Raw genomic sequence first — 21,142 nt, 5'->3', positions numbered from 1 at the left:
AAAAACTGGGCATGAAATACGAATGAACATTTGTTTGATATCGCGATATCAAGCGCAATAAACAGAAATGAAGCAATGGAGTAGTTATTGTGAATGTAAATTTCTTTGTCACCTGTATTGGTGACGCACTGAAATCACGGATGGCACGAGACTCCGTATTGCTGCTGGAAAAACTGGGTTGTCGCGTTAATTTCCCCGAGAAGCAAGGGTGTTGCGGTCAGCCAGCCATCAACAGCGGTTACATCAAAGAGGCGATCCCCGGGATGAAAAACCTGATCGCCGCCCTGGAAGACAACGACGATCCGATTATCTCCCCGGCAGGCTCCTGCACCTACGCGGTAAAAAGCTACCCGACGTATCTGGCGGATGAGCCCGCATGGGCGCTGCGCGCCGAGAAGGTTGCCGGACGTATGCAGGATCTCACCTCTTTTATCGTCAACAAACTGGGCGTGGTGGACGTGGGTGCCAGCCTGCAGGGCCGCGCTGTGTATCATCCTTCCTGTAGCCTGACCCGCAAACTGGGGGTGAAGGAAGAGCCGCTCACGCTGCTGAAAAACGTGCGCGGACTGGAGCTGTTGACGTTTGCCGATCAGGACACCTGCTGCGGCTTTGGCGGGACGTTCTCGGTCAAGATGGCCGAGATCTCCGGCGAGATGGTGAAAGAGAAAGTTTTACATCTGATGGATGCGAAGCCGGAGTTTTTGATCGGCGCTGACGTCAGCTGCCTGCTGAATATTGGCGGCCGACTGCAACGCGAAGGCCAGCCGGTCAAAGTGATGCATATTGCTGAAGTGCTGATGAGCCGCTGAGGGGAAAGAGATGTCGATAAAAACCAGCGATGTAGAATTTAAACTGCGCATTCGTCAGCAGATCGAAGATCCGATCATGCGCAAAGCCGTGGCCAACGCGCAGGAGCGTATTGGTGCGAATCGGCAGAAAATGGTTGATGAGCTAGGCCACTGGGAAGAATGGCGCGATCGTGCCAGCCAGATCCGCGACCACGTTCTGAGCAACCTCGATGCTTACCTGTATCAACTCTCCGAGAAAGTGACGGAAAACGGCGGCCACGTTTATTTCGCAAAGACCAAAGAAGACGCTACCCGCTACATTTTGCAGGTCGCGCAAAGTAAAAATGCGAAGAAGGTGGTGAAGTCCAAGTCGATGGTGACCGAAGAGATCGGCGTCAACCATGTGCTGCAGGATGCGGGAATTCAGGTGATCGAAACCGATCTCGGCGAATATATCTTGCAGTTGGATCAGGATCCGCCTTCGCACGTTGTGGTCCCGGCTATTCATAAAGATCGCTATCAGATCCGCCGCGTGCTGAACGAACGTCTGGGGTATGACGGCCCGGAAACGCCAGAGGCGATGACCTTATTCATTCGCCAGAAGATCCGCGAGGATTTCCTCAGTGCCGAAATCGGTATTACCGGCTGTAACTTTGCCGTGGCGGAAACCGGCTCTGTTTGCCTGGTGACCAACGAAGGCAACGCGCGTATGTGTACCACGCTGCCGAAAACGCACATTGCGGTGATGGGCATGGAGCGTATCGCGCCGACCTTTGCCGAGGTGGATGTGCTGATCACCATGCTGGCGCGCAGCGCCGTGGGCGCACGTCTGACGGGCTACAACACCTGGCTGACCGGCCCACGCGAGGCGGATAACGTCGACGGCCCGGAAGAGTTCCATCTGGTGATTGTCGATAACGGCCGCTCACAGGTGCTGGGCTCTGAGTTTCGCGATGTGCTGCGCTGCATCCGCTGCGGGGCTTGTATGAACACCTGCCCGGCGTACCGCCACATTGGCGGACACGGTTATGGTTCTATCTATCCCGGCCCTATCGGCGCGGTGATCTCTCCGCTGCTCGGCGGCTATAAAGATTTTAAAGATCTGCCATACGCCTGTTCATTATGTACGGCCTGTGACAGCGTTTGTCCGGTTAAGATTCCGCTGTCAAAACTGATCCTGCGTCATCGCCGGGTGATGGCCGAGGAGGGCATTACGCCGAAAGCCGAGCGACGGGCGATCAAAATGTTCGCCTACGCCAATAGCCATCCGGGGCTGTGGAAAGTCGGGATGATGGCGGGCGCACATGCGGCGAGCTGGTTTATCAATGGCGGCAAAACGCCGCTCAAGGTTGGCGCGATTGGTGACTGGATGGAGGCGCGCGATCTGCCTGATGCCGACGGCGAGAGCTTCCGTAGCTGGTTTAAGAAACATCAGGCGCAGGAGAAAAAGAATGGATAACCGTACCGCGTTTTTAAATACCATCGCCCAGACGCTGGGTCGCCCGCTGCGCTTCGAACCGCAAGCGGATGTCGCACCGGTTAACAACTATGCTAACGAGCGCCTGACCGAACTTAGCCCGCAGCAGCGCTGCGATGCGTTTGTCCAGTTTGCCAGTGAAGTGATGCTGGCTCGCTGTGAGCTGACTCGCGAAGACCAGGCCGCAGATGCGGCGCTCCGTCTGTGCGAAGAATTGGGCCAGCAGCCGGTGGTGCTGAGCGGCGACAGCCGGCTGGCGGCGCTGGGCATTACCGAACGCTTGCAACAGGAATGCAACGCCGTGGTCTGGGATCCGGCGCGTGGCAGCGAAAATATTACCCAGGCCGAAAAGGCGAAAGTGGGCGTGGTGTATGCCGAGTATGGCCTGACCGAGTCCGGCGGCGTGGTGCTGTTTTCCGCGCCGGAGCGCGGGCGTTCCCTGAGCCTGTTGCCGGAATCCTCAATTTTCGTGCTGCGTAAAAGCACTATCCTGCCGCGCGTGGCGCAACTGGCAGAAAAACTGCATCAGAAGGCGCAGGCCGGTGAGCGTATGCCATCGTGCATTAACATCATTAGTGGGCCCAGCTCGACGGCGGATATTGAGCTTATCAAGGTGGTTGGGGTGCATGGCCCGGTGAAGGCGGTGTATCTGATTATTGAGGATTGTTGAGGCAGGATGGATAACCGCTCTGGCGCTGCCGGCCAGAGCGGTATCGACGTTATGCAATCATGCTGATGATCAATACGATAATCAGGCCAACCACGGAGTTCACCAGCTCCAGCAGACCCCAGGTTTTCAGCGTATCCTTCACCGACAGGTCAAAGTAGCCTTTGAACAGCCAGAACGAGGCATCGTTGATATGGGTCAGGGTGTTGGAGCCCGCCGCCGTTGCCAGTACCAGTAACGCCGGATCGACGCCTACCAGTTGACCGGTTGCCGGGTCGAGAATGGCGGCGCTAATAATCCCTGCTGCCGTCATGGCTGAGACTACGCCCTGACCCGTTGCCAGACGAATCAGCACGGTTATCAACCACGCCATGATGTACGGAGAAATATTGCCGTGCGACATCAGCATGCCGATGGTATCGCCAATGCCGGTATCAATAATGGTCTGCTTCAGTACACCGCCCGCGCCGATGATCAGGATCACCATGGCGATGCTTTTCACCGCGTTTTCAAAGGCATTCATCACCCACTGCATGTCGTGACCACGCGCAGTACCAAACAGCACGAAGGCGACAACCATAGCGATAAACATTGCAATCGGTGAAGAGCCTAAGAAGTTGACCACTTCCCACGCCTGCGTCCCTTTCACCAGCCAGATGTTGGCGATGGTGGTGGAGATCATGATGATCGCCGGGATCAGCGGCACCAGGATAGAAACACCGAAGGATGGCAGGTTATTCTGGTCAACCGGTACGTCGGCCTTCATGAATGACGGCGTTGGGCGATCGAGGTTGCCGAGGAATTTCGGCAGGATAAGTCCGGCGCAGATCACGCTCGGAATGGTCACCAGAATACCGTAGATGTAAACCATGCCCATGTCCGCACCGTAGGCGTTAACCAGCGCCACCGGACCCGGCTGCGGTGGGAACAGCGAGTGAGCGGTGGTGGCGGCGGCAACGGCGGGGATCGCCAGCTTGAGGAACGGGATCTTCGCCTCCGCGGCAATGACTATCACCAGCGGCGCCAGCATAATAAATGCCACTTCATAGAACATCGCCAGGCCGAAGATCAGACCAATAATGATTACCGACAGCTGCACATAGCGCAGGCCGAGGCGCGCCAGCAGCGTATGGGCAATCTGATGCGCCGCCCCGGAATCAACCATCAGCTTACCGATGACCGCCCCGAATACCACGATAATCGCCAGTTCACCCAGCGTGCTGCCAAAGCCGGATTTCATGGTGTGCAGCAGCTCCATTAAATCCATACCCGCCAGCATACCGACCGAGAGCGCCGCCAGCAGCAGGGCGACCATCGAGTTTATTTTGAATCTTAGATTGAGCACCAGCATCAGACCGATGCCGAATACGACCCACAGAATATTGAGAACGTGCATATAACGTCTACCTTTATTGGTTGAACTATTATGATTTTGGTTGAGATGTTACATATATTGGTTAACCATTGATGCGATGAATGTCACATTGCGTTACATGTTTACATTATTACTGAGCAACAGGGCCGTAAAATGGCGATCTCAATAGAATAAATCGTGATTTGGTTAACCAATTTTAAGCTTCAGGTTGACATGTCATACCAAAAGGAGGAATTTATGTGCCATATCGTCGAGTCCATAACGTAACGAGGAATAAAACATGGAACAGACATGGCGCTGGTATGGTCCTAACGATCCGGTCACCTTAGCGGATGTACGTCAGGCGGGTGCCACAGGCGTTGTCACCGCCTTGCACCATATCCCGAACGGGGAAGTGTGGACGGTTGATGAGATCCTAAAACGCAAAGCCATTATTGAGCAGGCGGGCCTGGTCTGGTCGGTCGTCGAAAGCGTGCCGATCCACGAAGACATTAAAACCCGTTCCGGCAACTATCTGCAGTGGATCGCCAACTACCAGCAAAGCCTGCGTAACCTGGCTCAGTGCGGTATTCGTACCGTGTGCTACAACTTCATGCCGGTTCTCGACTGGACCCGTACCGACCTGGAATACGTTCTGCCGGACGGCTCCAAAGCGCTGCGTTTTGACCAGATTGAGTTTGCCGCCTTTGAGCTGCATATCCTCCAGCGTCCGGGCGCGGAAGCGGACTACACCGCCGAAGAGATTGCTCAGGCAAATGAACGCTTCGCCAACATGAGCGATGAAGACAAAGCGCGTCTGACCCGCAACATCATCGCCGGTCTGCCGGGTGCGGAAGAGGGCTACACGCTTGACCAGTTTCGCCAGCATCTGGCGCGCTATAAAGATATCGACAAAGCCGCGCTGCGTGAGAATTTTGCCGTCTTCCTGAAGGCGATTATTCCGGTGGCGGAAGAAGCAGGCGTACGCATGGCGGTACACCCGGACGATCCGCCGCGCCCGATCCTTGGCCTGCCGCGCATTGTTTCCACCGTGGAAGATATGCAGTGGATGGTCGATACGGTCAACAGTATGGCGAACGGTTTCACCATGTGCACCGGCTCCTACGGCGTGCGGGCGGACAACGATCTGGTCGACATGATCAAACAGTTTGGCCCACGCATTTACTTCACCCATCTGCGCTCCACGCTGCGTGAAGATAACCCGAAAACCTTCCATGAGGCGGCGCATCTTAATGGCGATGTCGACATGTACGAGGTGGTGAAAGCGATCGTTGAAGAAGAACAACGCCGTAAAGCCGAGGGTAAAGAGGATCTGATCCCGATGCGTCCGGACCATGGCCACCAGATGCTGGACGATCTGAAAAAGAAAACCAACCCAGGCTACTCCGCGATTGGTCGACTGAAAGGGCTGGCGGAAGTGCGCGGCGTTGAGATGGCTATCCAGCGCGCTTTCTTTAGCCGCTAAAGCGAGTTGCCGGCCACCTGTCTGGCCGGCTTTTTCTTTTCTCATCCGTTGGCCTTTCAACGGGTTCTGGAGTTCACGATGACAACGACAATTGCCAATAGCGACCTGCCGGTTGCGCGCCCTGCATGGGACCGCTCGCGCCTGCAATCCCGCATTGTTCACCTGGGATGTGGCGCTTTTCACCGCGCGCATCAGGCGCTGTACACCCATCATTTGCTGGAAACCACTGACAGCGACTGGGGGATCTGTGAAGTTAACCTGATGCCGGGTAACGACTGCGTACTGATTGAAAATCTGCGCAAGCAGCAACTGCTGTATACCGTGGCGGAAAAAGGCGCGGACAACACCGTGCTGAAAGTGATCGGGTCAATGAAAGAAGCGCTGCACCCGGATCTTGACGGCTGTGACGGTATTTTACAGGCTATGGCGCGCCCGCAGACGGCAATTGTTTCGCTGACGGTCACCGAAAAAGGCTACTGCACCGATGCGGCCAGCGGTCAGTTAGATCTCAATAACCCGCTGATTAAACACGATCTGGCGAATCCGACCGCGCCGAAATCGGCGATTGGTTACATCGTACAAGCGCTGTACCTGCGCCGTGAGCAGGGGCTGGCGGCTTTTACCGTGATGTCCTGCGATAACGTGCGTGAAAATGGGCATGTGGCGAAAGTCGCAGTTCTGGGGCTGGCGCAGGCGCGCGACCCGCAGCTGGCGCAGTGGATTGAAGCTAATGCGACTTTCCCGTGCACTATGGTCGACCGCATTGTTCCGGCGGCGACGCCGGAAACGTTGCAGGAGATTGCCGACCAGTTGGGTGTTTACGATCCGTGTGCTATCGCCTGTGAACCGTTCCGTCAGTGGGTAATTGAAGACAATTTTGTCAACGGTCGTCCTGACTGGGACAAGGTTGGCGCACAGTTCGTGGCCGACGTGGTGCCGTTTGAAATGATGAAACTGCGCATGCTCAACGGCAGCCACTCTTTCCTTGCGTATCTGGGCTATCTCGGCGGCTATGAAACCATCGCCGATACCATGACCAATCCGGCGTACCGCAAAGCGGCGTTTGCGCTGATGATGCAGGAGCAGGCGCCGACGCTCTCGATGCCGGAAGGCACCGATCTCAACGCCTACGCGACGCTGCTGATCGAGCGTTTCAGCAACCCGTCTCTGCGCCACCGTACCTGGCAGATTGCGATGGACGGCAGCCAGAAACTGCCGCAGCGCCTGCTGGATCCGGTGCGTCTGCACCTGCAAAATGCCAGCAGTTGGCGTCACCTGGCGCTGGGCGTGGCGGGCTGGATGCGCTACACCCACGGTGTGGATGAGCAAGGGCAGGCCATTGATGTTGTCGACCCTATGCTGGCTGAATTTCAACACATTAACCAACAGTACCAGGGCGCCGAGCGCGTGACGGCGCTGCTGGGGCTGTCTGGCATTTTTGGTCATGACCTGGCGGAAAACGCTGGCTTTGTGGAGACCATTATCGCGACGTATCAACAGCTATGTGAACACGGCGCACGTGAGTGCGTTGCGGCATTAAGCGCTGACGCATAACCTCCGAACTATGACGGGTCAATCAAAATATTGGTTTGGTTGACCCGTTTTCTGTTTTTGCCCTCCCGCAAATGCTATAGTTCGATACCTATTCCCCGTATCTGATTACACGCATCTGACGGACATAACACGATGAAATCGAACACTTCTCAGCAAAGACCCTACCAGGAAGTGGGTGCCATGATCCGCGATCTGATTGTCCAGACGCCGTACCAGCCCGGTGAACGCTTGCCGCCAGAGCGTGAAATTGCCGAGATGCTCAATGTCACTCGCACGGTAGTTCGCGAAGCGTTAATCATGCTGGAAATTAAAGGCCTGGTGGACGTGCGCCGCGGAGCCGGGATCTACGTGCTCGACAATGCGGATGCGCAGACTATCGACAGTACGGATGCAAATCATTGCAATGATGCGGGCCCGTTTGAACTGTTGCAGGCGCGACAGCTGCTGGAAAGCAACATTGCCGAATTTGCCGCGCTGCAGGCTACCCGCGAAGATATCGTCAAAATGCGCCAGGCGTTGCAACTGGAAGAGCGGGAGCTGGCTTCCAGCGAGCCGAACGGTTCTGAAAGCGGCGACATGCAGTTCCATCTCGCCATAGCTGAAGCCACGCATAACAGCATGCTGGTGGAGCTGTTTCGCCAGTCATGGCAGTGGCGTGAGAACAACCCGATGTGGATCCAGCTCCATAGCCACCTCGACGATACCCACTACCGGAAAGAGTGGATGGGCGACCATAAACAGATCCTGGCTGCATTAATCAAAAAAGATGCCCGCGCGGCCAAGCTGGCCATGTGGCAGCATCTGGAAAATGTCAAACAGCGTCTGCTGGAGTTTTCAAATGTCGATGACATTGATTTTGATGGTTATCTGTTTGATTCCTGGCCGCTGGATAAAGTTAACGCCTGATTTTCCTTCCTCTCATACGCGGGCTATTGCGGCCCGCACCGCGTTTTCCGCATCCTCATTCATTGCCCGGCAGGGCCGCTTTTCACGTTCTGAAAGTCACGTAAAAAATTGTTTCCATCGCCTCGGATGAACATTTTTTCGTCCCCTTTGTGCGGTGCAAATTGATTTAAATCAATTAAAAACAACTTATTTTCGCATGCGAAAAAATGTGTCATTTACCTTATTTTTACCTTTCCATGCTTATTTTTAGACAAAACGGATCTGGGTCAAGTGAGAATCAACGCGATCTCTGCAGTAATCAGGATAAGGTTTACCGGCATAACTACACATAAAAACAAGCGGTTCGCGTAAATGTAGACATTAATAACGATGCGTAACTTATTGGTCATAATGATGTTTTGATTGGTGATATGGTTGATGTAAATGTTTCATGCTTTTTTAATCAAATGAATAAAAGCCAATATACGTAAAGTTAGCATTACACATTATTCCATAATCAAGTTATCTTTCATTTGAAATATCGTTCCATTTTTCTGCTTTTTATTAACAGTTTCATTACTATTACGCCTGTATTTTGCCGTTGACATGTTTTTACACTAACTGCATATTTCATCGCCATAAGCGTGTTATTACGTTCAGGAGTTGAAAATGCCATCTCGAGACTATCCCGATATTCGAAAACCCAGAGGGACCCGATCAAAAGATATGGTTCTTTTAAGTGCCCGTGTCGATACCTCTTTGTGGGAATATGTGCGAACGCTGGCATTTGAAACCCGTAAAAGTAAACAAGATATTATTGCTGAAGCATTAATGTTGCATCGCTCAGTTAATGAGAGTCAAAGTCTCGAGTAATTATCGCTGTCCGGTTTTGATTGAAAATCCAAAAATGAATTATGTCTTGCCACTTCATTATTACCTTCATTGGTATTTTTTTGGTGTGTTATTGGTATTGCCCCTTAATCCATAGCTGTAATGGCATTAGGGGTAACCTCCGTTCATGCAGCGGAAATTTATAATAAAGATGGCAACAAGCTGGATCTCTACGGCAAAGTAAAAGCAGCCCATTCCTGGACTGATGGTACTAATGCTGATGAAACCTACGCACGTCTGGGTTTTCGCGGTGAGACGCAAATCAACGATCAACTGACCGGTTACGGGCAATTTGAAAGTCAGTTTGATGCCGCTAAAGCAGAAGGTTCTCAGAATGGCGTTAATACACGTCTGGCGTTTGCTGGCCTGGATTATGGTCATGACGTCAGTTTTGACTATGGTCGCAACTATGGTATCGCTTACGATGTGGGAGCTTATACTGATACTCTCTCAGAGTTCGGCGGTGACTCCTTTGAAAATACTGACCGCTTCCTTACTACACGCACTTCTGGCGTTGCAACACTTCGCACCAAAAATCTGTTTGGTGCCGTTGATGGTCTGAACGTCGGGGCGCAATATCAGGGCCAGGATGACACCAATTCTGATCCGTCGAAACAGCATGGCAATGGCTACGGCTTCTCCCTGGGTTATGACAACATTGCGGATTCTGGCATATCTGCAATTGCGGCCTATACCAACAGTTCTGTTACTGCTCAGCAGAAACAAAAAGGTTGGAATGGCGAAAACGCAGAGTTCTGGGGCGCGGGTCTGAAATATGATGCTAATGCTATCTATGTAGCGACTATGTACGGAGAGTCCCACAACCTGATTCAGGATGCGGACAAAGCTGAGCACTTTGAAGCGATGGCTGCGTATGTGTTTGATTTTGGTCTGCGTCCGAACGTGGCTTACGTCCACGCGCGTGATAACAACAATAATGACCTGACCGAATACGTCGCGCTGGGTACAGACTACTACTTCAACAAAAACATCGTGGCTGATGTAGGTTACAAAATTAACCTGCTCGATGGTAAAGACAGCGATAACCAGGTTGCTGCGGGTCTGACCTACCAGTTCTAACTTTTTGTTCTGGTATGAAAAAGGCGTCCTGGTTAAGACGCCTTTTTTATATCTGCCGGCGTTTAAACCGGCTGACTCTCTTCCTGCTGTACACCGCTAAACCGCCATTGCCAGATGCCCATTGCCATAAAAATGTTGTTGATAATAGGAAAATAATAAACAATCCCAGTGCGCCAAACAGGCCAAAGTCTTTATAATCCTTTAGCGTGCCAATTAAACCCACTAAAATAATCAACCCCAGTAATATTATTTTAAACCACGACATGTATTTTCCCGAAGATAGTGTTGATGTTGAATTAATATGTCCATTTTTACGCATTTTAAATTGAGTTTATAAATGAACGGACGGGAATTATAAATTGTCTGGTGGGTAATTACCGATTATTTGCGGTTTATTAAATGTTGACATTTAATTGCGGACTAATCCGAATATACCTTCTTTAGAAGGTTGCCGGTTATACCCTTTTTGGCGAGGCGAAATGCTGTTTGTATAATTGCGTGAGGCTGATAAGTGCCGCAATAAACAACGCGACGGCGCCGCACACCGTGGCGTTAACGATCGCCAGTGCGCCGCTTCCCAGCAGGCTGGTTAATAGCGGACCAAGTATTTGCCCAATGCCGTAAGTCAGAGTGACCAGGCCCAGCAGATTAATATTGCGCGGTACGCTAAGTTGTCGCGCAAGCGGCATCACCAGTGAAGTGGTTCCCATAAACGTTGCGCCAAAACCCATGCTGCTTATCACCAGCAGCGGCAAAGAGCCGCTGGCGAGCGTCATGAGCACGCAGGCGCTTTGAATCAACAAATTCGCCGTCAGGCATTGCAATACTCCCCAGCGTCGGGCGGCCCACAGCCAGGCGAAACACCCCGGAATTATTGATATGCCGACCAGCGACCAGAGATGGGCAGTCAACAGCGGCGAGCCGGCGCTTTTCGCCATTAGCGGCAGGTAGGTGGCGACAATGATGTAGCCAAATCCGGCCAGCCCGTACAGCAGCGCCAACAGCCACCAGGACATAGGCTGATGCTCTGTTTTTACCGGGGCCGCGGCGGGGAGCACGTGGTCGCGAGATGGCAGGAGTATAACCAGTAGCACAAAGAACAGAGCCGAGGCTGCCGCCGCGCCCAGCCAGAGCGTGTGCGAGGACAGCGCAAAATGCAGCCCGCTAATGACATATTCATTGCCCAGCAAAATGCCTGCGCCAACGCCGGAGAACAACGCCGCGATCACGAAGGGATGCCGGGTATGATGCAGAACGATCATCGAGCCAAAGATCATCATACCGGCACTGGCGACGCCCGCCAGAAAGCGGATCAGCATCACCAGCGCGGGCTGCGTAAAGCTGGCCATCGCCAGAATCAGCCCTGCGGTAGCGAGCGCGGACGTTAGCAACATCGGACGTAAGCGTGAGGGGAGATGAAAGAGCCCAAAGGAGAAGAGCAGGCTTCCCGCCAGATACCCGGCGTAGTTGGCGCTGGCAATCCACGAGAGTTGGTCAAACGTAAATTGACCTTCCGACAGCAGCACCGGCAGCATTGGCGTATACAGAAAGCGCCCAATTCCCATACCCAGCGTTAAGACCAGCATGCCAAAGAGCGCGACACTGATGGCATGGCGATTTGAATCTGGGCTTCCCTGGGACATACGGACTCTCATTTCGCGCTGTTAGCTGGTAATTGTTATATTACATGCGTAAATGATAATGAAAAGTAAAAATAAAACCGCGTAACGCTGAATGCCATCAAAGGTTACGGCTGTAGACCCGCGAGACTTCCCCCCACGGATGATAGCCCGGCCCGTTAAAGTAAAACCCTGCTTTCTCGTATAAACCTTCCAGGTCAGTACACAGATGGAGCTGCGTAAAACCCAGCTGTCTGGCCTGCTGTGCAATATGTTCGATCAGGCGAAACGCCAGACCGTGACCACGATAGCGAGGATCGATATAGAGCGCGCATAGCCACGGCCACAGTTCGCCGCGACTAATAAAATCATTGGTGATCAATCCAGCACAGCCAACAATGCTGCCACCATCCTGTAGCCAGTACCACTGCGGTAGCGGATTCTTTGCGCCAATACAACGGCGCAATGCATCCTCGTATACCGCCATGGAGTCTTCTGAGGCCCATTGCTGCTGAAAGTAAGCGGTGATCTCGTGCAGCTTTTCTGGCGTCTCGCGCAGGGAAAAAATGCGGATGCTCATCGTCATTGAATCTTTCTCCTTAAAAATTCGCCAGCGTCAGCAGGGACGGAATTTGCGACAACAGATATAACACCAGCCCGATTGAACCGCCAACCAACGTGCCGTTGACGCGAATAAACTGCAAATCTTTACCGATGTTTAACTCAATTTGCTGCGACATATCGCGTGCATCCCAACTTTTCACCGTGTCGCTAATATGGCGCGTCAGGAAGGTGGCGAACTCTGGCGCTACCTTATGCGCGGCCTGCTCCAGATGCCCATTTAGTGAGGCACGCAGGGCGCTGTCGGCTACCAGCGTTTCGCCGAACCACTGTCCGGCGCTGGCGATGCGCTGCTTCACGCGGGAATCATCTGCGTTAATGTCGGTTTTCACCCACTGACGCAGGTCTGCCCACAGCTCGCCAAGATAACGGTTGAAGGCTTCATCTTCCTTCAGATAGCTTTTCAGGCTTTCGGCACGCGCGGCCATTTCCGGATCGTGTTTGAGCTTATCGATGAGCTTAAATGTAGCGCGATCGAAGGCATGGCGGATCTGATGCGCGCGATCGTGGCTGATGTCATCCAGCAAGGAGTTAACGGCATCAGACACCAGCTCGGCGCTGTGCTCGCCCAGCCATTCGGTTGGCAGGATCTTCGCTTTCAGCGGATGTTCGGTTTCCAGCCAGTGCACTATTTGTCTGGCGATAAACGCTCGTGAGCTGTCGCGCTGTAGCAGGGCGATCAGTTGGGCGATCAGCGTATCGAGCAGCACCTGATGGCGATTGTTTTTGGTCATGCTTTCCAGCATCAGTGCGCTGGTTCCGGAGAGATCGACCTTGTCGATGGCCTTGTGCACCGCCCGCTTGATCAGCCGCTGAATGCGCGAGTCGTCGGTCAGTTCGAGAAAACCGCTCATGATCTGCAACAGATGCTGGCCGATGCGCTGGGCGTTTTCCGGCTGGCTGAACCAGTTGCCGATCAACAACGCCGGTTCATGGCGGCGGATCAGGGCTATCAGCGACTGGGTATCGAGGAATTTCTCTTGTACAAACTGACCAAGATTTTCGCCGATCCGATCCTTATTGCGCGGGATAATAGCCGTGTGTTGCGAGATAAACGGGATCGGCACCCGGCGAAAAAGCGCCACCACGGCAAACCAGTCCGCCAGCGCGCCGACCATCGCCGCTTCGGCGATTGCTTTGATCCCGAGCACCCAGAAGTTGGGTGGCAGAAATAGCGTGATGACGAAGGTCGCGGCAGCGATCAGCAGCAATGAGAGCGCCAGTCGCTTGGCACGTTTGAGTTCAGCAATTTTATTCATAGGCTTAAGGATAGAGCCAGACGGGGGGATCGCGCAAAAAATGTGGTGCGCCTCCCATTTTCAGGTGGGCTGGGTTTACTCCGGGATCCAGTTATCCCACGCCGGTAAGGGACCAAGTTCTGCGACCAGAAAATCGATAAACGATCGCACCTTCGGATTGCTGTACTTGCTGGGAAAGTACAGCGCATACAGGGCATGAGTTTCACAGGTGATGGTGCCGTCGAGCATCAGCGGCGTGATCTCCTCTTTTTGAATATGATCGCCAATCAAATAAGTGGGCAAATATGCCACCCCCTGATCTTCTAACACCGACTTCAACAGCACCAGACTGCTGTTGGCCTGGATCGGCATATGTAGTTTCAACTGATGCAGTCGATCCTGTTCATCTGCCACCTTCAGTACCGGCGTGAGGCCCGGGTAAACCAGGCAATCATGATCTACCAGATCGCTGCGACGCTGGGGCATGCCTTTTTTGGCGAGGTAGCCGGGTGAGGCACAGTACGCCCAGCGAACGGGCACCAGCTTGCGCATCGCATAGTTTTGCGGCGGCGCGGTGGAAATTCGCAGGGCAATGTCGAAATCCGTTTCGTTCAGATTGACGAAGTTATCGTTGAGATCGATATACAGATTCACATCCGGGAACTGGGAGCGATATTTATCCACCAGGTTCACCAGCCGGGAATAACCAAACGCAATTGAGCAGGTTATACGTAATTCACCCTGCGGGTTATGGTAATAACCGGAGGTGGTATTCAGCGTTTCATCGAATTCTTTCAACAGCTTATTAGCGCGGTTGAAGAGATATTGCCCGGCGTCGGTCAGGGTAATACTGCGGGTGGTGCGTTTAATTAATGTCGTGCCTAACGTATCTTCCATCGCTGCCAGGCTTTTGCTGACCGCAGACGGCGAGACGTTGAGCTGCGCCGCGGCTTCTGACAATCCTCCGCAGTCGACGATTTTAGTAAAAAACTCCAGATGTTTGAGTGAAATCGGCGTACTCATAATTTCCTTTAATTCACAAGTGATTTGCAAAAACGGTACGAATAGGCCGTTACATTCGCCTTTTAAACATGCAACTATTGAATCACAGGAAACAACTTGCTGGCAAAATGAAAAAATAACAACTTAGGTGAGTTACGTCACAAATTAAAAGGAGGCGAAACGGAAACTCATCACATTGTGAATTTAATCTCATTAATTATTATTCTAAAGGTACCGATTATGTGGTCACGACTCGAACCCTACAGATCGTCGATTATTTTATTAGTTGCTCTGGTGATTGGCGGCTTATTAGGTATTTATGCCCCATCGTTTGCAAGTAAACTCCAGCCAATAGGTCAGATATTCTTAAACCTGTTATTTATGATTATTGTGCCGCTGGTGGGGATCAGCGTCATGTCTTCGATCGCCAGTATGACCGACCTGAAAAGGTTGGGGCGTATTATGGCGATTATCTTTATTGTTTCGATCGCGATGGCCTTTATTCCGGCGGCCGGGATCGTCGCGCTGGCGCTCTGGTATAACCCGGCGCAGGGCGTCACTATCGATCTCTCGCAGTCGGTGCAGGCGGGCAGCGGCAAGATGGATTTTGTCAGCATGATCACCACCAGCGACTTTATTGGGCTGTTCTCTAAGTCCAATATTCTGGCACTGATCGTAATGGCGATCATCGCCGGTGTGGCGATTGGCCAGTCGGATCAGGCCGGTAAACGTATTGCGTCGCTGCTGGAAGACGCCAATACCGTGATCATGAAGATCGTTTCGATCATTATGAAGGTCGCGCCGATTGGTCTGGGCTGCTACTTCGCCGCCACCATGGCCAGTCAGGACTCTGCACTACTGTTAACCTTTGCCCGCGCCATCGGCCTGTTTATGGTTGCCACGCTGGTCTATTTTGTTTTTGGCTCGATTCTCTATTCGTATATTGGCGGCGGTATTCCGGCGGTCAAAGCCTTCTGGCGTAACGCGATTGAACCGTCTGCGACTGCGCTGGGGACCTGCTCTTCGCTGGGGACGCTCCCGGTGACGCTGCGTGCCGGTAAGGCGATGGGGATTAACCCGGAAATCGTTGATGTTTCCATTCCACTGCTGGTTAACCTGAACAAAGGCGGTGTGGCGATGATTGCCGCGCTGAAAATCGTCTTTATCTATTCCGTGCTGGGCATGGAATTCACCACCGAAACCTTCTTCCTGACGATGCTGATTGCGGTGCTCTCCGCCATTATCGTTGGTGGCGTGCCGGGCGGGGCGTTCCTCGGTGAAATCTTTATCGTCACCACGTTGGGCCTGCCGATGGAAGCAATCCCGATGCTGGTGGTGCTGGGCACCATTACCGATGCGCCGGCCACACTGATTAACGTTATCCATGATTTGAATGCGGCGCAGATTGTTGAACGGTTCGCTGGAAAAAAGCAGACCAACACTGAAATAAACTCTACTGCTGCGGTGGTATAGGTTTCACACGGATTAAGAACAGGAGATGTTATGAAAGACGCAATGAAGCTTGAGACGCAACTGGTTGTTGCTGGTCGTGACAAACGCTACACCCAGGGAGCGGTGAATCCGGTTATCCAACGTGCCTCTTCACTGGTATTTGATACCGTGAAGGACAAGAAATTTGCTACCGCCAATCGCGCGAACGGCGAGCTGTTTTACGGTCGTCGCGGAACCTATACCCACTTTGCCTTCCAGAAGGCAATGAGCGAACTGGAAGGCGGCGTTGGCTGCGCGCTGTACCCATGTGGTGCTGCGGCGGTGACCAATGCGATTCTGGCGTTTGTTCAGGGTGGCGATCATATCCTGATGACCGGCGCGGCCTACGAGCCAACCCAGGATTTTTGCAATAAGATCCTGAGTAAATTCAATGTTGAAACAACGTATTACGATCCGCTGATTGGTGCAGGTATCGTCGATCTTCTGCGTCCGGAAACGAAGGTTGTATTCCTTGAGTCACCAAGTTCTATCACCATGGAAGTCCAGGATGTGCCGGGGATGGTGAAGGCTATCCGCGCGGTGAATCCGGAGATTGTCATTATGATCGACAACACCTGGGCGGCGGGCGTGCTGTTCAAAGCGCTGGATTATGGCGTGGATATTTCCATTCAGGCGGGAACGAAGTACACCATCGGTCATTCGGACGGCATGCTGGGCACGGCGGTGTCTAACGCCCGTTGTTGGGATCGTCTGCGCGAGAACTCCTATCTGATGGGGCAAACGCTGGATGCCGATACCGCCTACAACGGCAGCCGCGGATTGCGTACCCTGGCGGTACGCCTTAAGCAGCATCAGGAAAGCAGTATCCATATTGCTCGCTGGCTGTCGGCAAGACCGGAAGTGGCGCGGGTGAACCATCCGGCGTTACCGGAATGTCCGGGCCATGAGTATTTTCAGCGTGATTTTACCGGAAGCTCAGGCCTGTTCTCATTTGTGCTGAAAAAGAGACTCACCGACGAACAGATGGCGAATTTCCTCGATAATTTCTCGCTGTTCCATATGGCCTATTCGTGGGGTGGATTTGAGTCGCTCATTCTGGCGAACCAGCCGGAAGAGCTGAACAGCATCCGCCCGGCTGGAGAGGTGGATTTCAGCGGCACGCTGGTCAGGGTGCATATTGGCCTGGAGGATATTGGCGACCTGATTGCCGATCTCGAAGCGGGATTTGCACGCATTGCGTAAGGTGATGTGAGCGTAGCCGGATGCGGCGCAAGCGCCTTATCCGGCCTACATAGTTGTCGTAGGCCGGATAAGCGGGCAGGTTAGTTTTCAGTGACTAACGTCGTTGCCTCATGTTGGCGTACCCGTTTGAGTAAGCCTGCCAGCGTGAACACGACAGCGATCCCCGCCGCAACCGCCAGCAGATGAAACGAAATCCTGCCGCCGTTAAACCATAACCAACGCCCAATTTCGACAGAAACCGCCATCACCGTCAGGATCACAATATTCAGCGATGCCGAGACCGTTCCTTTAGGTAAGTTGTTGGAAAAAAGTGTAAAGCGGAACAGCGTCGGGAAGATCATCCCAATACCAAACGCATACAGGCTGGTTCCCAGCACCGACCACAGCCAGACGTGCGGCCACAGCAAATTACCCGCGATCAGCACCGCTAACCCGCTCAGTTGAACAGGTGCGGCCCGCCAGATAAAGCGTGGTCGGGTCGGATCTTTCACGAAACGAACTACCACCATATTGGCGACGATCACTGCGCCAAACACCGGCGCCTGCGCCCAGGCAAACTGTGATGTGGTCATGCCGCCCGCATCAATCAGGATCACCGGCGAGACCGCCACCCAGCTCATCATCGGGATATAGCTTAGCGATAGCGTGGCTGCGCCAAACAGGAATACCCGGTTGCGGAAAACGTCGCGAAAATCGCGCAGTACGCCACGCGCGCTAAACGGCACCGTGCCGCGCTGGACGGTTTCTGGCATGGCTAACGCTAGCCCAATCAGGGCGATAAGCCCCATGACGGCGATAATGGCAAACAGAAACTTCCAGTGCACAAAGTGCATTAGCGCCGCTCCGGAGAGCGGGCCGATAACCGGTGCAACCAACACAATGGAAGTGATTATCGCCATTAACTTAATGGCCTTCGTTTGCCCAAACGCCTCCTGTACCGTGACATAGCCAACGGTCGCGATAAAGCAAATGCTGGTGCCCTGCACAAATCGGGCGATCAGAAATTGCGTCATTGAAGTAGTAAACAGCGTGGCAGCGCAGGCGAGGGTAAAGATTAACGCCCCCGCAATCAGCACGGGTCGACGGCCAATCCGGTCGGAAAGCGGCCCCAGCAGCCATTGCAGCGCCATGCCGCCTGCCAGATAGAGGCTCACCGCAGCGGGCGCCAGGCTGACGTCGGCGTTGAAATCGCGTACGACATTAATGATGCCGGGCTGAATCAAGTCCGTCGACAGATAGGCGGCGAAATCATACAAAATCAACGCAATAGGAAAAAATAGCGTCGTAGCGCGTTGGGAGAAAAACGCGAGAATCCGTTGCATAAAACAGCTCCTTGTCGGAGAAAACCCTCAACGGGAATAGCGAAATTCAATACCGTCTTTGAGACGTCAGGCCGATGACAGAATAAAAGCAGACTGCAAATGTACTGAATTTCATGTAATCAAAAACACTGCCTGCGTGAAGCGCAAACAGGAGAAACGCTCACTAACACGGGGTCAGAAAACGTAACGATTACAGGTAACAATCAGCACATCGCACCTCAGGAAGAGTAAGTTGAACGGGTAATAACCATCCGCAGTGTAATGCGGATTGGATATTAATTAAACGAGTTTATCCTGTTTATGTGTAGAAAATCGCACCGCAAATCAGACTACGATGCTCTGCAAAAACCGCAGCGCGATAGCACAGCCGAAGATAATCAATACACCGCCAGCGATACGCTCTACCCACAAGATCCCTATGGTTAACCGCCGCTGGATCTGCGGTAAACCGATGAACATCACGATCAGCAGATCCCAGCACAGCACCACGCTGGTCATCCAGATCCCGCTCATGGTTTGTTGTAGCAGCGTCACTGACGGGCCGAGCAGGGCGGTCATTAGCGCCAGATAGAACAGTGCATTTTTTGGGTTAAGCAGTGACGAACCCAATCCCAGCAGCAGCTGTTTACCAAATCCTGGACAGGTAGACCGGGCATCTGTTCCGGTCAGAGTTTGCGGGCGACTGCGTATCAGCAGGCTGCCTATCCACAATAAATAGAGCGCGCCCAGCAGCTCAATAATGGTAAACAGCAGGGGAAGCTGGCGCAGGATCCCCCAACCGATAATTGCCAGCAGGATATATAGCCCATTGCCGACGGCGATACCCACGCACAGCCCGGTGCTGCCGCGCATCCGGTATCGTACGGCATAACCGACCAGTAAAAAGAAGTCCGGACCGGGGCTGAGTAGTGCGACAAAATGTGCCAGCGCCAGCGCGGGAAAAGCAGACGGAAAAAGGACAGAAAGCAGCGACATAGCGACCTCAGACAATGAATCTGAGATCACCATACGCCTGACGCAGCGCTAATTATTGTCTGATATTGATCGCCCCAACGCGTACTGGCGCGGTGTGGCGGCGGTGTAGCGAACAAAGGTGCGATGGAAATGGCTCTGGTCGGCAAACCCGCTCTGATAGCCGACATCGGCAATTTCGTCCCCGGCCCGCAGCCGCTGGCGGGCATAGTCAATCCGTATGATGTTCAGATAACTTCCTGGCGTCAGCCCGGTGTCCTGCTTAAAAGCGCGGATCAGCGTCTCTTTGCGCATGTGACACTCATGTGCCAGCTCATCGAGTGAGGGCGGAGCCTGCAGGTTGGTCTGCAACCGTTCGCGCAGATACTGGCTGGCGGCGCTTAGGTTTTCCGGTGCTACCGATTGCAATGGCAGCGAACGCAGCAATGCTTGCGCGGCATCCGTTACCCGCGTCGTTTGCCGTTGCTGCATAAGTGCCACGAGGTTTACATAGTGCTGGAACAATTGCCGATCGCGGATAACGGGATCGCGCGTGCAAAGCCGCTGATTGTTGTTCTGCGCAGGCAGATGGGCAAGGCACCACCGGGCATCAAGATAAAGCATGTGATAGCTGCGAAACTGTCCGTTAACAGGATTACAGCTGTGAGGTGCCAGCGGTGGGATCACAATCAGATCGCCCACCTGCAGATGGTATTCCTTGCCATCGCACAGGCAGCACGTTTCCCCCTCGAGAATTGCTCCAATCGAGAGCTGAGAGTGGTGATGCCGCTTATAGGCCTGCTGGCTTTGCCAGGTGCTGCGCAGTTCCAGCCACGGGAGCTGTTCATCACGCCAGAACGATTGTGGAATATCCCGGGTGTGCGTCACATCGCCTCCTCCCTGAAAGTAATGATTCGTTATAGCACAGGCCGAGTGGTGAAAAAGCGGGAATGTGCATTGAGGTCGTGATTCTGCGTGACGGGTTCCAGACAAATGCAGACGTTACATAGGGACGTTTTTATCCCGGAAATCGTCTCGCAAACAGAGAAAGTTGCAGGTGAGGGTGTGGCTTCCTTATGGGGCTTGTTGAGCAAATTGTTTCCCTGCTACTTACTGGAGTGACTAATGACAGCCAGATAAAGACGCTGTTTAATTATATTTTACGCACCGGCGATGCACCTCGATTCAGTGAGTTTATTCGCGGGGTTGCCGAACGTTCACCGCAGCACAAGGAGCATTTGATGACGATCGCAGACAGATTGCATGAGGCTGGATTTCAAAAAGGGTGGCTTGAGGGTCAGCAGGAAGGCGCGCAAAAAGGCAAGCAGGAAGGTCTTATTGAGGGGCAACGTACTGAAGCGTTGCGTATTGCCCGCACCATGCTGGCCGACGGTACTGATCTCAGCACGGTGCAAAAAATTACCCGACTTTCCGTTGAAGATATTCAGGGCGTAAGCCATTAGAAATGACTTAATCCGTGCTATCGCCAGCCCGGTAGCACCGGGCGGTCTGA

General features: G+C 53.2%; 19 protein-coding genes and 1 pseudogene. 11 read left to right on the top strand and 9 right to left on the bottom strand.

Going from position 1 to position 21,142, the window contains the following annotated elements; genetic code table 11:
- The first annotated feature begins 89 nt into the window (after nt 1-89).
- The 3 genes from OGX66_RS18745 to OGX66_RS18735 are packed head-to-tail and all read left to right on the top strand — an operon-like array spanning nt 90 to nt 2,935.
- Nucleotides 90-809, top strand: coding sequence for a (Fe-S)-binding protein (locus OGX66_RS18745; protein ID WP_088902777.1), 720 nt, complete (start codon nt 90-92; stop codon nt 807-809).
- A 10-nt stretch (nt 810-819) separates the two neighbouring features.
- Nucleotides 820-2,247 (top strand): LutB/LldF family L-lactate oxidation iron-sulfur protein, encoded by a 1,428-nt coding sequence (locus tag OGX66_RS18740; protein WP_088902776.1) that lies wholly within the window; start codon nt 820-822, stop codon nt 2,245-2,247.
- Nucleotides 2,240-2,935 carry a LutC/YkgG family protein gene (locus tag OGX66_RS18735; protein WP_088902775.1) on the top strand — a complete coding sequence of 232 codons (696 nt, stop codon included), beginning with the start codon at nt 2,240-2,242 and terminating at the stop codon, nt 2,933-2,935. Before OGX66_RS18740 ends, OGX66_RS18735 begins: the two co-directional genes overlap by 8 nt.
- Before the next feature lie 49 nt (nt 2,936-2,984).
- Here the strand turns inward: OGX66_RS18735 and gntP are convergent, their stop codons facing one another.
- Entirely contained in the window at nt 2,985-4,328 is a 1,344-nt protein-coding gene (gene gntP, locus OGX66_RS18730) for a gluconate permease GntP (protein WP_003033260.1), read from the bottom strand.
- A gap of 259 nt (nt 4,329-4,587) precedes the next feature.
- Between gntP and uxuA the strand changes: the two genes are divergently transcribed.
- From uxuA to OGX66_RS18705, 5 genes are all read left to right on the top strand, one after another.
- Entirely contained in the window at nt 4,588-5,772 is a 1,185-nt protein-coding gene (uxuA, locus tag OGX66_RS18725) for a mannonate dehydratase (protein WP_003033263.1), read from the top strand.
- Between the two features lie 78 nt (nt 5,773-5,850).
- Nucleotides 5,851-7,326: a fructuronate reductase gene (locus OGX66_RS18720; protein ID WP_032948455.1), complete on the top strand. Its 1,476-nt coding sequence runs from the start codon at nt 5,851-5,853 to the stop codon at nt 7,324-7,326.
- A 132-nt stretch (nt 7,327-7,458) separates the two neighbouring features.
- On the top strand, nt 7,459-8,232 hold the full coding sequence (gene uxuR / locus OGX66_RS18715) for a Uxu operon transcriptional regulator (protein ID WP_003033268.1): 774 nt from the start codon (nt 7,459-7,461) through the stop codon (nt 8,230-8,232).
- A 648-nt stretch (nt 8,233-8,880) separates the two neighbouring features.
- Nucleotides 8,881-9,084, top strand: coding sequence for a hypothetical protein (locus OGX66_RS18710; protein ID WP_044713039.1), 204 nt, complete (start codon nt 8,881-8,883; stop codon nt 9,082-9,084).
- A 120-nt stretch (nt 9,085-9,204) separates the two neighbouring features.
- Complete coding sequence (locus OGX66_RS18705) at nt 9,205-10,182, top strand: porin (RefSeq protein WP_044713037.1); 978 nt, start codon at nt 9,205-9,207, stop codon at nt 10,180-10,182.
- Nucleotides 10,183-10,228: 46 nt separating this feature from the next.
- Here the strand turns inward: OGX66_RS18705 and OGX66_RS18700 are convergent, their stop codons facing one another.
- The 5 genes from OGX66_RS18700 to OGX66_RS18680 form a co-directional block, all read right to left on the bottom strand.
- Entirely contained in the window at nt 10,229-10,447 is a 219-nt protein-coding gene (locus tag OGX66_RS18700; protein WP_088902774.1) for a hypothetical protein, read from the bottom strand.
- A gap of 190 nt (nt 10,448-10,637) precedes the next feature.
- Nucleotides 10,638-11,825 carry an MFS transporter gene (locus OGX66_RS18695; RefSeq protein WP_044713034.1) on the bottom strand — a complete coding sequence of 396 codons (1,188 nt, stop codon included), beginning with the start codon at nt 11,823-11,825 and terminating at the stop codon, nt 10,638-10,640.
- 97 nt (nt 11,826-11,922) lie between these two features.
- Nucleotides 11,923-12,387 (bottom strand): GNAT family N-acetyltransferase, encoded by a 465-nt coding sequence (locus OGX66_RS18690; protein WP_044713033.1) that lies wholly within the window; start codon nt 12,385-12,387, stop codon nt 11,923-11,925.
- A gap of 13 nt (nt 12,388-12,400) precedes the next feature.
- A complete protein-coding gene (locus OGX66_RS18685) occupies nt 12,401-13,681 on the bottom strand; it encodes a DUF445 domain-containing protein (RefSeq protein ID WP_049000926.1) in 1,281 nt (426 codons plus the stop codon).
- Between the two features lie 75 nt (nt 13,682-13,756).
- On the bottom strand, nt 13,757-14,683 hold the full coding sequence (locus OGX66_RS18680) for a LysR family transcriptional regulator (RefSeq protein WP_005134122.1): 927 nt from the start codon (nt 14,681-14,683) through the stop codon (nt 13,757-13,759).
- A 219-nt stretch (nt 14,684-14,902) separates the two neighbouring features.
- Here OGX66_RS18680 and OGX66_RS18675 point away from each other — a divergent pair, with 219 nt between their 5' ends.
- Together OGX66_RS18675 and metC are read left to right on the top strand one after the other, a co-directional pair.
- On the top strand, nt 14,903-16,135 hold the full coding sequence (locus tag OGX66_RS18675; protein WP_003019196.1) for a dicarboxylate/amino acid:cation symporter: 1,233 nt from the start codon (nt 14,903-14,905) through the stop codon (nt 16,133-16,135).
- A 30-nt stretch (nt 16,136-16,165) separates the two neighbouring features.
- Nucleotides 16,166-17,356: a cystathionine beta-lyase gene (metC, locus tag OGX66_RS18670; RefSeq protein ID WP_003019195.1), complete on the top strand. Its 1,191-nt coding sequence runs from the start codon at nt 16,166-16,168 to the stop codon at nt 17,354-17,356.
- Between the two features lie 80 nt (nt 17,357-17,436).
- Here metC and mdtM read toward each other — a convergent pair whose 3' ends face one another.
- The 3 genes from mdtM to OGX66_RS18655 form a co-directional block, all read right to left on the bottom strand.
- A complete protein-coding gene (gene mdtM, locus OGX66_RS18665; protein ID WP_088902773.1) occupies nt 17,437-18,678 on the bottom strand; it encodes a multidrug efflux MFS transporter MdtM in 1,242 nt (413 codons plus the stop codon).
- 324 nt (nt 18,679-19,002) lie between these two features.
- Nucleotides 19,003-19,653, bottom strand: a complete 651-nt coding sequence (locus tag OGX66_RS18660) for a LysE family translocator (RefSeq protein WP_088903375.1) — start codon at nt 19,651-19,653, stop codon at nt 19,003-19,005.
- Between the two features lie 48 nt (nt 19,654-19,701).
- Nucleotides 19,702-20,517, bottom strand: a complete 816-nt coding sequence (locus tag OGX66_RS18655) for an AraC family transcriptional regulator (protein ID WP_088902772.1) — start codon at nt 20,515-20,517, stop codon at nt 19,702-19,704.
- A gap of 185 nt (nt 20,518-20,702) precedes the next feature.
- Here OGX66_RS18655 and OGX66_RS18650 point away from each other — a divergent pair.
- A pseudogene (locus tag OGX66_RS18650) lies at nt 20,703-21,092 on the top strand (Rpn/YhgA-type helix-turn-helix domain-containing protein); the annotation flags it as partial.
- Nucleotides 21,093-21,142: the final 50 nt, after the last annotated feature.

The organism is Citrobacter sp. Cf072 (assembly GCF_030334485.1).
Classification (GTDB): domain Bacteria; phylum Pseudomonadota; class Gammaproteobacteria; order Enterobacterales; family Enterobacteriaceae; genus Citrobacter; species Citrobacter freundii.
This window is presented reverse-complemented; position numbering and strand designations above follow the sequence as displayed.

Excerpts from the sequence above, each read along its gene's own strand:
- OGX66_RS18740 (WP_088902776.1), top strand. The coding sequence starts at position 820 with ATGTCGATAAAAACCAGCGATGTAGAATTTAAACTGCGCATTCGTCAG.
- OGX66_RS18735 (WP_088902775.1), top strand. The coding sequence starts at position 2,240 with ATGGATAACCGTACCGCGTTTTTAAATACCATCGCCCAGACGCTGGGT.
- gntP (WP_003033260.1), bottom strand. The coding sequence starts at position 4,328 with ATGCACGTTCTCAATATTCTGTGGGTCGTATTCGGCATCGGTCTGATG.
- uxuA (WP_003033263.1), top strand. The coding sequence starts at position 4,588 with ATGGAACAGACATGGCGCTGGTATGGTCCTAACGATCCGGTCACCTTA.
- OGX66_RS18720 (WP_032948455.1), top strand. The coding sequence starts at position 5,851 with ATGACAACGACAATTGCCAATAGCGACCTGCCGGTTGCGCGCCCTGCA.
- uxuR (WP_003033268.1), top strand. The coding sequence starts at position 7,459 with ATGAAATCGAACACTTCTCAGCAAAGACCCTACCAGGAAGTGGGTGCC.
- OGX66_RS18710 (WP_044713039.1), top strand. The coding sequence starts at position 8,881 with ATGCCATCTCGAGACTATCCCGATATTCGAAAACCCAGAGGGACCCGA.
- OGX66_RS18705 (WP_044713037.1), top strand. The coding sequence starts at position 9,205 with ATGGCATTAGGGGTAACCTCCGTTCATGCAGCGGAAATTTATAATAAA.
- OGX66_RS18700 (WP_088902774.1), bottom strand. The coding sequence starts at position 10,447 with ATGTCGTGGTTTAAAATAATATTACTGGGGTTGATTATTTTAGTGGGT.
- OGX66_RS18695 (WP_044713034.1), bottom strand. The coding sequence starts at position 11,825 with ATGTCCCAGGGAAGCCCAGATTCAAATCGCCATGCCATCAGTGTCGCG.
- OGX66_RS18690 (WP_044713033.1), bottom strand. The coding sequence starts at position 12,387 with ATGACGATGAGCATCCGCATTTTTTCCCTGCGCGAGACGCCAGAAAAG.
- OGX66_RS18685 (WP_049000926.1), bottom strand. The coding sequence starts at position 13,681 with ATGAATAAAATTGCTGAACTCAAACGTGCCAAGCGACTGGCGCTCTCA.
- OGX66_RS18680 (WP_005134122.1), bottom strand. The coding sequence starts at position 14,683 with ATGAGTACGCCGATTTCACTCAAACATCTGGAGTTTTTTACTAAAATC.
- OGX66_RS18675 (WP_003019196.1), top strand. The coding sequence starts at position 14,903 with ATGTGGTCACGACTCGAACCCTACAGATCGTCGATTATTTTATTAGTT.
- metC (WP_003019195.1), top strand. The coding sequence starts at position 16,166 with ATGAAAGACGCAATGAAGCTTGAGACGCAACTGGTTGTTGCTGGTCGT.
- mdtM (WP_088902773.1), bottom strand. The coding sequence starts at position 18,678 with ATGCAACGGATTCTCGCGTTTTTCTCCCAACGCGCTACGACGCTATTT.
- OGX66_RS18660 (WP_088903375.1), bottom strand. The coding sequence starts at position 19,653 with ATGTCGCTGCTTTCTGTCCTTTTTCCGTCTGCTTTTCCCGCGCTGGCG.